Origin of the sequence: Nonomuraea fastidiosa, assembly GCF_042751225.1 — a bacterium.
In the GTDB taxonomy this organism is placed as follows: domain Bacteria; phylum Actinomycetota; class Actinomycetes; order Streptosporangiales; family Streptosporangiaceae; genus Nonomuraea; species Nonomuraea fastidiosa.
This window is the reverse complement of sequence record NZ_CP170570.1, coordinates 7,712,977-7,725,938: the sequence shown is the minus strand read 5'-3', so window position 1 is coordinate 7,725,938 and position 12,962 is coordinate 7,712,977. Positions and strand designations below refer to the sequence as shown.

At 72.0% G+C, this 12,962-nt stretch carries 12 protein-coding genes and 1 pseudogene; 1 reads left to right on the top strand and 12 read right to left on the bottom strand.

The window, feature by feature from the left end; genetic code table 11:
• Positions 1-209: 209 nt before the first annotated feature.
• The 8 genes and pseudogenes from ACFMQL_RS35555 to ACFMQL_RS35520 all read right to left on the bottom strand — a co-directional run bounded on the left by ACFMQL_RS35555 (position 210) and on the right by ACFMQL_RS35520 (position 7,763).
• The gene (locus tag ACFMQL_RS35555) at positions 210-449 is read right to left on the bottom strand and encodes a SpoIIE family protein phosphatase (protein ID WP_378789177.1); all 240 of its coding nucleotides are present in this window, start codon (positions 447-449) and stop codon (positions 210-212) included.
• A gap of 160 nt (positions 450-609) precedes the next feature.
• Positions 610-1,863, bottom strand: a pseudogene (locus tag ACFMQL_RS35550) (response regulator); the annotation flags it as partial.
• Positions 1,856-4,534 (bottom strand): ATP-binding protein, encoded by a 2,679-nt coding sequence (locus tag ACFMQL_RS35545; RefSeq protein ID WP_378789175.1) that lies wholly within the window; start codon positions 4,532-4,534, stop codon positions 1,856-1,858. The pseudogene ACFMQL_RS35550 and the gene ACFMQL_RS35545, both read right to left, overlap by 8 nt.
• Complete coding sequence (locus ACFMQL_RS35540) at positions 4,531-4,932, bottom strand: anti-sigma regulatory factor (RefSeq protein WP_378789174.1); 402 nt, start codon at positions 4,930-4,932, stop codon at positions 4,531-4,533. Before ACFMQL_RS35540 ends, ACFMQL_RS35545 begins: the two co-directional genes overlap by 4 nt.
• Positions 4,929-5,321, bottom strand: a complete 393-nt coding sequence (locus ACFMQL_RS35535; protein ID WP_364050592.1) for an STAS domain-containing protein — start codon at positions 5,319-5,321, stop codon at positions 4,929-4,931. Before ACFMQL_RS35535 ends, ACFMQL_RS35540 begins: the two co-directional genes overlap by 4 nt.
• Positions 5,321-6,184 carry an STAS domain-containing protein gene (locus ACFMQL_RS35530; protein WP_364050595.1) on the bottom strand — a complete coding sequence of 288 codons (864 nt, stop codon included), beginning with the start codon at positions 6,182-6,184 and terminating at the stop codon, positions 5,321-5,323. The genes ACFMQL_RS35535 and ACFMQL_RS35530 overlap by 1 nt, the downstream gene beginning before the upstream one ends.
• Before the next feature lie 126 nt (positions 6,185-6,310).
• Positions 6,311-6,667 carry an STAS domain-containing protein gene (locus ACFMQL_RS35525; RefSeq protein ID WP_364050598.1) on the bottom strand — a complete coding sequence of 119 codons (357 nt, stop codon included), beginning with the start codon at positions 6,665-6,667 and terminating at the stop codon, positions 6,311-6,313.
• 193 nt (positions 6,668-6,860) lie between these two features.
• Positions 6,861-7,763 carry a neutral zinc metallopeptidase gene (locus ACFMQL_RS35520; protein WP_378789171.1) on the bottom strand — a complete coding sequence of 301 codons (903 nt, stop codon included), beginning with the start codon at positions 7,761-7,763 and terminating at the stop codon, positions 6,861-6,863.
• 282 nt (positions 7,764-8,045) lie between these two features.
• On the opposite strand from ACFMQL_RS35520, the gene ACFMQL_RS35515 reads away from it, so the two are divergent.
• Positions 8,046-8,420 carry a hypothetical protein gene (locus ACFMQL_RS35515; RefSeq protein ID WP_364050604.1) on the top strand — a complete coding sequence of 125 codons (375 nt, stop codon included), beginning with the start codon at positions 8,046-8,048 and terminating at the stop codon, positions 8,418-8,420.
• A gap of 15 nt (positions 8,421-8,435) precedes the next feature.
• On the opposite strand, the gene ACFMQL_RS35510 is transcribed toward ACFMQL_RS35515, so the two are convergent.
• From ACFMQL_RS35510 to ACFMQL_RS35495, 4 genes are all read right to left on the bottom strand, one after another.
• Positions 8,436-8,651, bottom strand: coding sequence for a hypothetical protein (locus tag ACFMQL_RS35510; protein ID WP_378789169.1), 216 nt, complete (start codon positions 8,649-8,651; stop codon positions 8,436-8,438).
• A 95-nt stretch (positions 8,652-8,746) separates the two neighbouring features.
• Positions 8,747-9,307, bottom strand: coding sequence for a hypothetical protein (locus ACFMQL_RS35505; protein WP_364050610.1), 561 nt, complete (start codon positions 9,305-9,307; stop codon positions 8,747-8,749).
• 180 nt (positions 9,308-9,487) lie between these two features.
• Positions 9,488-11,020 (bottom strand): PQQ-dependent sugar dehydrogenase, encoded by a 1,533-nt coding sequence (locus tag ACFMQL_RS35500; protein WP_378789167.1) that lies wholly within the window; start codon positions 11,018-11,020, stop codon positions 9,488-9,490.
• A gap of 289 nt (positions 11,021-11,309) precedes the next feature.
• Positions 11,310-12,578 (bottom strand): NAD(P)/FAD-dependent oxidoreductase, encoded by a 1,269-nt coding sequence (locus ACFMQL_RS35495; protein WP_378789165.1) that lies wholly within the window; start codon positions 12,576-12,578, stop codon positions 11,310-11,312.
• Positions 12,579-12,962 lie beyond the last annotated feature (384 nt).

Below are 12,962 nucleotides of genomic sequence, written 5' to 3'. Positions count from 1 at the left end.
ATCCTTCGGCGGGGCTGATCGAGGTTCGTGTGTTAGCGCTAACATCCAGATCCGGCGCGGCATGCGAACCGACGCCGCAAGGGGCTTCGGGTGACGTTCCCGCCGAGTGTTTACGTGAACATCACCCCTGTCAACCGCTCACTGCAACTTTTCAGCAACCGGCGAGGCCGCCCGCAGGGCGATGCGGGCGGCCCTTGGTCCCGAAGGTGTCAGCGGTGGCGGCGGACGATCACGAGGGCCACGTCGTCCTCGCGGGCGCCGAAGGCGGCGATGAGGTGATCGGCGGCCTCGTTCACGTCGTCACCGATGCGGGAGGCGGCCTGGCGGGCGATCTCCAGGCTGTCGTCGAGGTACTTGTCGCGGTCCTCCACCAGACCGTCGGTGAACATCAGCACCGCGCCGCCGGGCGGCACGGTGACGTGGTCGATGCGGTAGATCTCGTCGGCCACGCCCAGCAGGAGGTTGCCGAAGCGGTCGTGGTAGCGGGCCGTGCGCACGCCCCCGCCGCCGATGTCCGAACCCGCGCCGTCCGAGCCCCCGCCGGCCTGGCTGGCCGTCGTCGTCCAGCAGCAAGGGCGGGATGTGGCCGGCGTTGGCGATCTGGGCTGCGCCGGTGGCCGGGTCGAGGAGCATCAGGCAGACGGTCGCCGTCATCCGCCGGTGGTAGCGGCGGAGCACGTCGTTGAGCAGCGCCAGCGACTGATCCAGCTCGATCTTGCCGATGAGCGAGGCCCGCAGCGAGTGGCGCAGTTCGGCCATCACGGTGGCGGCGAGCAGCGAGTGCCCCTGGACGTCGCCGACCGCGAACAGCACCTTGCCGTCAAGCTCCAGCACCTCGTAGAAGTCACCGCCCACCTCGACGTTGTCCACGGCGGGCTGATACCGCCAGGCGATGTCGAGTCCGGGCACCTGCGGGACGCGGGAGGGCAGCAGGCTGCGCTGCAGCGTCAGCGCGATGGCGTGCTCCTCGGCGTACGCGCGCAGCGCCTCCACGGCCAGCGCGACCGCCTGGCCGAGCTGGCGCAGCATGCTCTCCTCGTCCTCGTCGAGCGGCGGATCGGGCTCGACGCCGAGCAGGATGGGCGGCCGGTCGCGTTTGGTGCGGGACATGACGGCCGTGATGTCGCGCCGCGCGGGGGTGTCGGACGCGACCGCCGACCAGTAGGCGTGCGGTATGGTCAGCAGCTCCGTGCCGGGCTGCTGGCCGAGCGCCTGCCTGCCGAGGGTTTCCAGGGCGGAGGGCGGCGCGGTCCTGAGCGCGGCGGCGCCGTCCGGCGGCCCGGCGGTGAACCTGCGGGTACGCCCGTCCGGCGCGAGCGCCACCACCCCGGCGTGCCGGTTGAGGATCCGGCTGGTGCCGGAGACGGCGGTGGACAGCAGCTCGTCGAAGGTCTGGGCGGCGTTCATGGCCAGCGTGAGGTCGGTGAGCGCGCGCAGCCGCCCGGCCAGCCGCTCGGCGCGCTGCCGCGCCCGGTGGTAGCGCAGGGCCGCCTTGACGGTGGCCACGAATTCGTCGGGCTCGATGGGCTCGGCGAGGTAGCCGTCGGCGCCCCGGTGCAGCCCGATGGCACGGTCGGCGGCGGTGATGGCGGCGCCGGAGATCTGGATGACGGGGATGGACGCGGTCGCCGGGTCGCTCTTGATGCGTTCGCACACCTCGTATCCGGAGATGTCGGGCAGCCGTACGTCGAGCACGACCAGGTCGAGGCGCAGCTCGCCGATGCGCTGCAACGCCTCCAGCCCGCCGGACGCCTCCACGACCGCGTACCCGGCACGGCGCAGCCAGCTCGACAGGATGTACAGCTTGGCGGGGGTGTCGTCGACGACGAGGATCGTCGCCTCCCACGGCGGGACGTCAGGCATCGTCGCCTCCCAGCACCTGCCGGATCGCGCCCAGCAGCATGTCGCGGCGCAGCCCCTGCTTGGCGAGCACCGCGTCGGCGCCGGAGGGGTGGCGGCCGGCCAGCGCCATCGTGATCACGATCACCGGGACGTCGCGCAGCCGCTCGTCACCGGCCATGCGCTGCAGCACGGCCGCGCCGTCGAGGCCCGGCATCAGCAGGTCGAGCAGGGCGAGGTCGGGCGGTGCCGCGGCCATCGCGGCCAGCGCCGCCGTCCCGTCGTGGGCCTCGTCGATGTGCGCGGCGAACCCGGTCAGCATGCGCCGCAGCCCCGCGCGGAAGTTCTCATCGTCGTCGGCGATCAGCACGCGCCCCACCACGGGGACGTCGTCCGGCTCGTACGGCAGCCGCAGCACCGCCGTGGTGCCCGCACCCGCCTGGCTCGTGAGGGTGAGCGTGCCGCCCATCGCCTCGGCCAGCCGCCGCGCGTACGGCAGGCCGAGCCCGGTGCCTTTGACCCGGGTCTGCTCGGGCCCCGGCACCTGGTAGAACTCCTCGAAGACCCGCTCCAGATGCTCGGCGGGGATGCCGATGCCGGTGTCGGTCACGGTGAAGACCGCCTCGCTGGCCGCCGCGTCGTGGGTGACCTCAAGCAGCACCTCGCCCTCCTGGGTGAACTTCAGGCTGTTGGCCAGCAGGTTGCGCAGGATCCTGGTGAGCATCGCCTCATCGGCGAGCATGGCGAACGGCGGTGGCGGCACGCGTACCGCCAGCGTGACCCGTGCGCTGCCCTTGGCCGGCCACATCGTCATGCGCAGCCGCTCGGCCAGGGCGACGAGATCGACCATGGCGGCCTGCGGGTCGAGGCGGCCCGACTCGGCCTTGCCGATGTCGAGCAGCTCGCTGACCAGGGCGAGCAGCGTCTCCGCCGAGGAGCCGATCAGCTCGATCTGCCGGGCCTGCTCGGCGGCGAGCGGGTCGCCGCCGGGGCCGGTGAGCAGCCGTACGAGGCCGATGATGGAATTGAGCGGGGTGCGCAGCTCGTGGCTGACCGTGGCCCAGAACCGGTTCTTGGCGTCGCTGGCCTGCCGGAGCTGCATCGACTTCTCGTCCAGCTCGGCGTAGAGCGCGACGACGCCGCGGTTGGTCTCCTCCAGCTCGGCCGAGAGCTGGTTGTACAGCGCCATGACGCCCTGGTTGGTCTCCGCCAGCTCGGCGTTGAGCCGGCGCACCTCCTCCAGCGTGGTGGCGAGCTCGTGGTTCTGCTGGCGCAGCTCGTCCATGGCGCTCGCCGGGGCGAGGGCGTCGACCTGGGCGCGCAGCCGGGCGATCGACAGCGGGTGAGCGCCGCGCGGCAGCCGCTTGCGCAGCACGAGCCTGCCGGGGCGTACGCGGTCGACGGCGTCCATGAGCCGGCCGGCCAGCGTGACGCCCTCGGTGTCGTGGCCGTCCGCCTCCTCGGCGAAGCTCACCTCCACCACCAGCTCGCCGGGGTCGAGGGAGAAGGCGACGACCATGCCGGCGCCCCGCTCCATCGCGATCTCCCTGCCCAGCTCGCTGAGCGCGGTCGCCACCCGGATCTGGTCCTGCTCGGACATCTCCAGCGCGGCCGCGACCTCGCGGCCGAGCCGGCGCATGGCGAAGACGTCCTGGTCGTCGTCGACCCTGACGGTGGTCAGCCGGGAGGTGTTCACGGCGCGGTCCGTACGGCGAGCACGGTCGCGTCGTCGCGGCGCGTACCGGCGTCTCTGAGCAGGGCGGCGGCCACGACGGCGGGGGAGCGCGCGGACAGGCCCGGGAAGGCGGCGACGTCCCAGCGGTCGGTGAGCCCGTCGGAGTGCAGGACGAGCATGCTGTGGGAGGGGACGGCGTAGTCGTACTCGCGCAGCCTGTCGCGCTGATGCCCGGCGATGCCGGGCACGGAGATCATGCCCTGCCAGGCCGTCGGGGTGCACGATCCAGCCCGAGACGTTGCCGAGCCCGGCGTAGCGCACCACGCCGCCGGCGCGGTCGAGGCGGGCGACGGCCACCGCGCCGCCTCTGGTGCCGCGCAGCGCCCGGTGGATGCGCTCCAGCACGGCCACCGCGGGCAGGTCGTGGCCGTCCTGGAAGACCCGCACCGCCTCGCGGGAGGCGGCCGCGGCGGGCTCGCCGTGGCCGAGGCCGTCGCACAGCATCGCGGTCACGGTCGTACCGGACTCGACGTAGGCGAAGGCGTCGCCGCAGACGGCCTCCTCGCCGATCGGGCGGGTCAGCCCGCCGGCCAGCGGCTCCGGGGGCTCGGCAGCGGCGGCGGTGAAGCACATGCTGATCACGGTGCCGCGCCCCGGCAGCGTGTAGACCTCGTGCGCGGAGGCCATCCTGGCGATGCCGCCGAGGCCGAGGCCGAGCGTGCCGGTGGTGGAGTAGCCGTCGCGCGCGGCGCGGGTCAGGTCACGGATGCCGGGGCCCTTGTCCATGGCGATCACCTCGACGGCGGCCTGCGCCTCGGGGTGCGACCTGATCAGCATCGTGCCCTCGGCGGCGTGCTTGACCAGGTTGGACGCGGCCTCGCTGACGGCGACGGCCACCTTGCCGCGCTCGTGCTCGTCGAGACCGCACGACTCGGCCAGCGTGATCGCGATCCTGCGGACCGCGCCGATGGAGCTGGCGTCCTCCACGCGCACCCAGGTCTCGTCCCGCGAACGGATCATCTGGCCCACTTCACCACCGTCACCTGCGTGCCCTCGCCCGGCTTCGACCGCAGGTCGAACTCGTCGACCAGCCGCCGCGAGCCGCTGAGCCCGAGTCCGAGCCCGCCGCCGGTGCTCCAGCCGTCGGTGAGCGCCTGGTCCACGTCGGGGATGCCGGGGCCCTCGTCGGTGAACGACAGCCGCAGGCCGTCGCGCAGGCCGTTGCTGACCACCTCGATGCGCACGTGCCCGCCGCCCGCGTACGTGAGCGCGTTGCGGGCGAGCTCGCTGGCCGCGGTCACCAGCTTGGTCTGGTCCACCAGCGACAGCCCCACCTGCTGGGCGCTGGTGCGGACCTGCTGGCGCACGATGACCACGTCGCTGTTGCCCGCGATGGCGAGCTCGATGGCGGTCGTCACCCGGGCACCGCTGCGGCACTGGTCGCAGGGCCGGTCAGGCTGCTCTCCTTGAGCATCGCGACGCCCTTTTCCAGGTTGAGCGCGGTACGCACGCCGCCGAGCGAGAGCCCCAGCTCGACGAGCGTGATGGCGACCGCGGGGCGCATCCCGACGACGATGGTCTCGGCGTCCAGCATCCGGGAGATGGACGCGATGGTCGCGAGCATGCGGCCGATGAAGGAATCGACGATCTCCACGGCGGTGATGTCGATGATCACGCCGCGGGCCCGGTTCTGCACGATCGCGTCCGCCAGGTCCTCCTGCAGCATCAGGACGCTCTGGTCCTGCAGGTCGATCTGGATGGAGACGATCAGCAGGTCTTCGAGCTTGAGCACGGGGACACGATCCATCAGGCCCGCTCCAGCCCCACGACGACCTGCTTGTCGGCGCCTTGCTTGAGCTGCACGCCGCTGCGCCGCAGCGTGTACGCGAGCGCGTCGGCCAGCGTCGCCTTGGTGACGATGTCGCCGAACTCGATGCCGAGGGTGACGATGGTGTGGGCGATCTGCGGGCGGATGCCGGAGATGACGCACTCCGCGCCCATGAGCCGGGCGGCGACGACGGCCTTGAGCAAGTGCTGCGCGACCTGGGTGTCGACGGCGGGCACGCCGGTGATGTCGATGACGGCGTGCTCGGAGCCGGTGTCGACCAGCCCCTGCAGCAGCTTCTCCATGACGACCTGCGTACGGGCGGAGTCGAGGGTGCCGACCAGCGGCACGGCGAGGATGCCGTCCCACAGCTTGACCACCGGGGTGGACAGCTCCAGCAGCTGCTCGGCCTGATCGGAGATGATCCTCTCGCGGGCGTTGACGAACGTCTCGAACGTGAACAGCCCGAGGTCGTCGATGAGCCGCGACAGCCAGATGTAGCCGCGCAGCGCGGTGAAGTCCTCCTCGGTCTCCAGCGGCTCGTATGCGGCCTCCTTGAGCCCGAAGACGACGGAGGCGGTCTCAGAGGGCGTGAAGCCCTCCCTGGCCTGCGCTCTGGACAGGTCGGCGAGCAGGCCGCGCAGGTCGCTGGTGTCGCCGTCCCCGGCGAGCGAGTCGAGCAGCGCCTGGTAGATGTCGCGCAGCCGGCCGGCGAGCACGCCGCGGTCGGCCCGTCCGCCGACGGTGGTCACCGCGAGGTCGGTCCAGCGTTTGAGAATCGTCCGCTCCTGCTCGCGCAGGAGTTCGGCCATGCGGAGCCGGCCGGTGTCGGCGGAAGTGGTCAAGGTGTACTCCCCAAGGTGGGTGGATGAAGGTGGGGCGTGCGGTGAGCGGGGGCGGTCGGGGGTCATCGGGTTTTCCGCGGTGCACGTACGTGGTGCCGCGTAGAGGCCGTGGTGCCGCGTGGAGGCTCAGTCCAGGGCGGTGACGGCGTCCTCGACGGTGTCGTGGACGGAGAGCAGCCGGTCCAGGCTCATGATCTTGAAGGCGTGTGCGATGTCGGGTGCCAGCCCGGCCAGCGCCGCCTGCGCGCCCGCCTCCCTGGCTCGCTGGTGGGCGGCGACGAGGATCGAGACGCCGGTGGAGTCGCAGAACGCCAGCGCCGACAGATCGACCACCAGCGCGTCGCCGGGAGCGAGCGCCAGGTCGTCGACGGCCGCCTGCAGCCGGGGCGAGGTGTGGTGGTCGAGGTCGCCGGAGACGGTGAGGACGTGGAGGTGAGCCGAACGCGGCTGGTGGGTGACGGTGAGACCGGGCTCGTGCTGCACCAATGCTCCTGGAGGGCGGCGGGGGACGGATGATCCGGACCCGAGTCTCGCGACCCGGCCTGGAGCGATCTGCCCATTCTACGCACGGCCATACATGCCGCGGCCGTTCAAGTAGCACGGACGCAGAAGGGCCGGACCCGAGGGGTCCGGCCCTTTCATGCTCTCGACGAGCCGCGGCGTTCTCGTGGCCTGCTCAGAGGGTGGCCCTGGCGGAGGCCTTCCAGGTGTTGCAGGCGGCGGGGGAGCCGCTGTTGTAGCCACGGGTCATCCAGGCCGCCTGGGTGGGGCCGCGGCCGTGGTCGTTCTGCGGCCAGCCCTTGGCGCCGTTCTTCCTGAACCAGTCCACGGTGTAGTTCCACTCGCGCGAGCCGAAGTTCGGCTGGCCGCGCAGCGTGGACATGAAGACCGCGGAGAAGCACTCGGCCTGCAGCTCGGAGCGGCGGGACAGCGCGAGCTTCTGGGACTTGCTCGCACGGGCGGCGGCCGGCCAGTAGTAGCTCCAGATCCTGGAGATCTGCTGCACGTGGTGCCCGTACTCGTGGGCGATCAGCCGCGTGATGCCCAGCGGGAACGGCTGGCGGAGCTGCTGCTTGCTGATCCACATGTACATGGTGCGGTCAGCGGAGCAGTACACGGCCTCGGCGCCGGTGGTCCAGCGGCCGCAGGGCGTGTTCACCTTCCTGGTGACGATGCGCAGCCGCGGCTTGGAGAAGGGCATGCGCACCTTGCGGAACTGGGCGGCCCACGCCTTGTTCAGGCAGTTGGTCACGCGCGTCAGGAACCGCTTGTAGGCGGCGGTGCTGCCGCGGGGCAGGGACCCGGGCCGGCAGTTCACGTTGACGAAGCGCCCGGAGCGGTAGATCCGGTTGGCGGTCGCCAGCGACTTGTTGGCGAGCGCGGCGCTGCTCTGGGCGGCGCTGCTCTGGCCACCGGCCGGGGCCGGGACGGCCTGCGCGGGCGTCGGCGCCTGGGTCGCGGGGGCTGCGGAGGCCGAGGCGGATCCGGCCGTGACGAACACTTGCGAAGCCGTGGCCACGGTGAAGGCCAGGCCAGCGGCCGCGATGGCCGCGCGTTTGGAATGAGGAAGCTTGTTCATATGTGCCTAAAGACTAGGTCAAGTTTGGGCAGGTTGGGGCGGGATTGACAAAATTGGCACAAACGGATCGCCGAAACGCGTGTGACGGCTGAGGTTCGATCTTGGCCTGGAGCGCCCGCTCGCGTGGCCCCTGACGTGCTCGAAAGGCTCGGGCTTTACGCAAGGCGATAAACCGCTCATTGCGGGGGTGGCGGCGAGGGGGCGGGCTCCGGCCCGTCCCTTTGCCGTGCCCGCCGTTTCACCGCCCCCTTACCGGGCAGTCGGCGGCGGGAGGTGACCGCCATGCGGAAATACGGCGACAAGGGCGATGACGGGCGCGTGCCCGGAGGCGCCCCGCATCTGATCGGCGGCGGGCACCCCGGGACGCCCATGCAGGACGACGGGCCGACGTACGGGGTGGGCGCGGGCGGGCGTCCGCTGTGGAGCGAGCGCGACCGCGACGCCGAGCGCATCCGCGCGCTGCTGCGCAGGGCCGGCTGCGGCGGCTTCATCATCTCATCGGGCGAGGCGGGCCTGTTCCTGGTGACGTGCGTGGACCCGTACCCGGTGGCGGTGGGCAGGATCGGCACCGCCGTACGGGTGCTGACCAGAGCGGGCATGGCCGTCGCGCCGCGCGGGGCGGACACGCGGACGCTGCAGGTGCGGGTGACGACCTGACTTCCGGAGGAGGGATCAGGCTCCGGAGGAGTCGCGCCAGCGGCGCAGGATGGCCTCGTCGTCGCGGTCGCCGTGCCAGGAGGCCTTCTCGTCGATCGCGTGCGGCAGCCACTCCTGATAGTCGGGCGCCTCGGGGGTGATGTCGCGGGTGCCGTCGACGTGGGTGCCGTCGGGCAGCACGGTGGCCGCGGGGACGCGCAGGACGCCGCCGGCCAGCAGGATCGCGGTCATTGCGTCATCCCCTCCGTCCGCTGCGGCGCGTGTCGATCATCACGGTCTCGTACCCCAGCATAGCCGCCGGACTCCTCGCCGCCTCAGGCCGTCGCTCAGCCGATCCCGTACCGGCTGGCGAACCAGGTGTAGGCAAGCCGGGCGGTGTGCTCGTCGTCGAAGAGCTGGATCAGCCGCCGCGCCCGCCGTACCAGCACGCAGGCGAACGCCTCGGCGTACAGCTCGGTCACCGTCTCACGGTACGGCGGCGCCAGCCACCGCGCGCTCCTGGCGTGCAGCCCCATCCAGAACGGGCTCTGCGACGGCATGCCGTCCATGTCGTCGAGCGCGTGCCCCAGCTCGTGCGCCGCCACGCCCGCCGACGGCGACGGCACGCTGCCGACCCCGATGGCGCGCCTGGCCGGGTCGTAGACGCCGGCGCTGCGGTCCCACCAGCCCTGCTGGACCGGCAGCGAGGTGCCGCGTAAGTGCTCGAACCCCGGTAAGTCCGGCACCGACCCCGGCCCCACGATGATGCCGCCGTGCAGGTGATCGGCCAGCCGGTCGCCCAGGACGCGCGGCACCGCCGACAGCGTCATGATCGCCAGCAGCGTCTCGGCGGGCGGGAACGCGCCGGGATCCCAGGCCCGGCGGACGCGATCCTCGAGCGCGCCCACATGGAGCCAACCCGGCCGTCCCCTGCTCTGGCTGGCCACTCACGTCCCTGGTCATCGCTCTTGCACCGGCGCAGGGCGGACCGGCGGGGGAGCGACCCCGCCGGCACACCCGGCATGTGATCAAGAACCTTAGCCGTACGCGGCTCGCGCCGCATCTCCGGCGTCCTGGAACCCCGCCGCTCAGCGGGTGACGGAGCAGGCGTCGCGGTTGAGCGAGATCCGGGCGGGCAGCGAGGTGTCACCCGTGTGGCTGACGAGGTAACCCATGGTGACGCTCTCGCCCGGCTCGATGAGGGCGTTGTGACCGGCGTTCGCCGCGGTCACCATGTCGCCTCCCTGGGTGAGGTCGGTGTTCCAGTCGGAGACGATCGTCTGGCCCTGCGGGAGCGGGAAGCGCAGTGTCCAGCCGTCGATCGGCGTGTCGCCGGTGTTGGTGATCGTGAGGTCCACGGACATGCCGGTGCCCCACGCCCGCTTGGTGTACTCGACGTGGCAGGTCGGCTTCGCGCGCTCGAACGAGACGCGGTGCAGGCCGCCGGGCAGGTCGTTGACCACGTACAGCTCGCCCTCCGGCGTCGCGCCGAACGCGGTCACCTGCGTGGGCGTCTGGCCGATCTCGGCCTGGTCGTAGCCGCCCGAGCCGTCCTCGCGCAGCGCCCACACCGTGGACGAGCAGTAGTCGGTGGCGATATAGGTGCCGCCCACCAGGTCGGCGTACTGCCGGCCGCGGTACACCTGGCCGCCGATGACCGCGCAGCCGCCGGTGTACGGCGAGTACGTGAAGATCGGCTTGGTGTACGTGACGTCGTCGCGGCACTGCGTCTCGTCGAACACCTCCAGGCCCTCGTAGCAGGACCAGCCCAGGTTCGCCCCGGCCTGCGCGCCCGGCTTGATGTGGTTGATCTCCTCCCAGCGGCCCTGGCCGACGTCGGCGATCCACAGCGAGCCGTCCGCCCGGTCCACCGAGAAGCGCCACGGGTTGCGGCCGCCGTACATCCAGATCTCGCCGCGCGCGCCCGGCACGCCGGTGAACGGGTTGTCCTCCGGCACGCAGTAGGGCAGGTCGCCGCAGGTCCGGCTGACGTCGATGCGCAGGATCTTGCCGAGCAGCGTGTCCAGGCGCTGGCCGCTGTCGAACGGGTCGCCCGAGCCGCCGCCGTCGCCGATGCTCATGTAGAGCATGCCGTCGGTGCCGAACGTGATGTTGCCGCCGTTGTGATTGGTGTTCTCGGCGTGCTCCTGGGCCAGGAGGGGGTCGAGGGTGGCGTCGTCCATGTCGTACCTGGCGAGGGTGACCGCGCCGTCCGGCAGCGCCGTGTAGGCCAGGTACAGCTCGTGGCTGTCGGCGAAGTCGGGGGAGAGCGCGATGCCGAGCAGGCCGCGCTCGTTGCCCGACTCGTCAACCGATGAGGTGATGTCGATGATCGGGGTGGCGTCGAGGCCGGTGTCGGGATGGTAGACGCGTACGGTGCCGCGCTTCTCGGTGATGAACAGCCGGCCGGTGCCGTCGTCCGGCGCGACCAGGGCGGTGGGACGGTATAAGCCGAAGGCGACCTGCTCGGTGACGGTGTTGATCTCCTCGAGCGGCACCGTGGCGGCGGCGGCCGAGGCCGGGCGCTCCGGGGCCGAGGAGGCGGCGGTCGCCGGCGGGGCGCCGGCGGCGGTGAGGGACAGGGCGAGCAGCGCGGATGCCGCCCAGCGTTTTCCTGGCATGCGGGCTCCTGAGGCGGTGCTGTCGTGGGGAGCCGGTGGTTCCCCCGGGACCGGGCGCGTGCGGGGCCCGCGACGTCGCCGCACGGCGCGCGATCATGGCGGCAGCCTGGCGGGTCGCGCGCTCCGACGTGCCCTGACGGACCGTACAAGGTCATCGGGTGCCGTTACCAGGGTCGCGATCAAGCGGAACGGGCCCGCGCGGGCTCTGCCCGCTGACCAGCCGCGATGCGGATCGGCTCGGCGCAGGCCGATGAAACTTACATCGCGGCGGGGGGAGCGGTCATGCGGCTCAGGCACGTGCGGCCGGACGGCGGGACCGCGTACGTGCGGGCAGGTCGGCCAGGACCGCGTCCGCCGCTCGCCGTCCGGACACCAGGGCGCCCTGGAGTGAACCGGTGTCGCGGTGGTCGCCGCACACGTACAGGCCGTCGCGCAGGCGTACCGGCTTGCGCAGCGGATAGGGCGGCGGCATCGCGGGCAGCGCCGCCGGGATCCGGTACGTGGCCACGTGCTCCCAGCCGTCCGTACTGCCGTAGATCTCGGCGAGCCGCCGCCGCACGACAGGCTCGTCGGCGTCCAGGCCCAGCACGGAGGTGGACACGAGAGCGCGCCCGTCCATCGAGTACTCCGGGGCCGCGTCGGTGACGACCAGGGTGTCGGTGATGATGCCGGTGGCGTCCACGATCTGGGTCGGCTCGCCCATGGGGGAGCGGGGAGCGGCGTGGTAGAACGTCGTCACCGACCGCATCGGCGGCACCTCGATCTCGTCGAGCAGTCGCCCTGCCGCCTGCGGGTCCGCGGCCACGACCACGGCGGAGCCGCTGATCGTGGTGCCGTCCGCGAGCCGTACCCAGCTGTCCGACACCTCGACGACCTGCGCTCCGAGCGTGATCGTGCCGGGTGGCAGCCGGTCGGCGAGCCGGCGCGGGATCTCGCCCATGCCGAGTGCGGGCAGGCCGATGGTGCCGCGCGCGAACGACCGCCACAACAGGTGGAAGACCCGGCTGGACGTCTCAAGCTCGCGTTCGAGCAGCACGCCCGCGAGGAAGGGGCGCATCAGGCAGTCGATCATCTTCGGCGACATGCCCCAGGCGCGCAGCTCCTCGTCGGTACGCCGCTCGCGCGCGTCGCGCAGCACCTTGCCGGGCATGGCCAGGTCGCGGGCGGTGACGGCGGACAGCACGGCCTTGTCCTTGAGCGTGCCCACTCCCGCCATCAGCGCGCTGAACGCGTGCATGGGGTGCCGCCACGGCAGCATGACCCTGGCGCTCGCCCTGTGACCTCGCACGATCACGCCGGAGGAGAACGCCCGCAGGTCCAGCGCTTTGATGTCGAGCACGCGGCGGGCCTCGGGGTAGGAGCTGATGAACACCTGGTAGCCGCGGTCCAGGCGGAAGCCGTCCTTGACGTCCGTACGCACCCGTCCGCCGACTCCGTCGGACGCCTCCAGCACCCGTACCGGTACGCCCGCCTCGTGCAGGTGTACGGCGCAGGCGAGCCCGGCCATCCCGGCGCCGACGACGATGACGGGCTCGGTCGTTCCCCGTTCGCTGTCCATGCGCAGGCATCTGCCCGGCGAGGACCCGTACTAACGAATCTACAATGTAAAGGCGTCGGGTTGTTTATGCACCCCCTGACCACCGGACAAGAACACTGCACCGAAGGGTAGGGGCTTCCGACCTGCACGATCCTTTCCGCTCCGGCGGACGGGCGGCTCTCAGGGGAGGGGCTCGGCACCAGGCGGTGGCCGGCCCGTGGGAGCGGCCGGTGGGAGTGGCCGGCGCGAAGCGGTGCGGCGCCGAGCCGAGCGGTGCGAGCGAGCCGACCGGTGCGAGCGAGCCGACCGGTGCGAGCGAGCCGACCGGTGCGAGCGAGCCGACCGGTGCGAGCGAGCCGACCGGTGCGAGCGAGCCGACCGGTGCGGGCAGGTCGACCGGTGCGG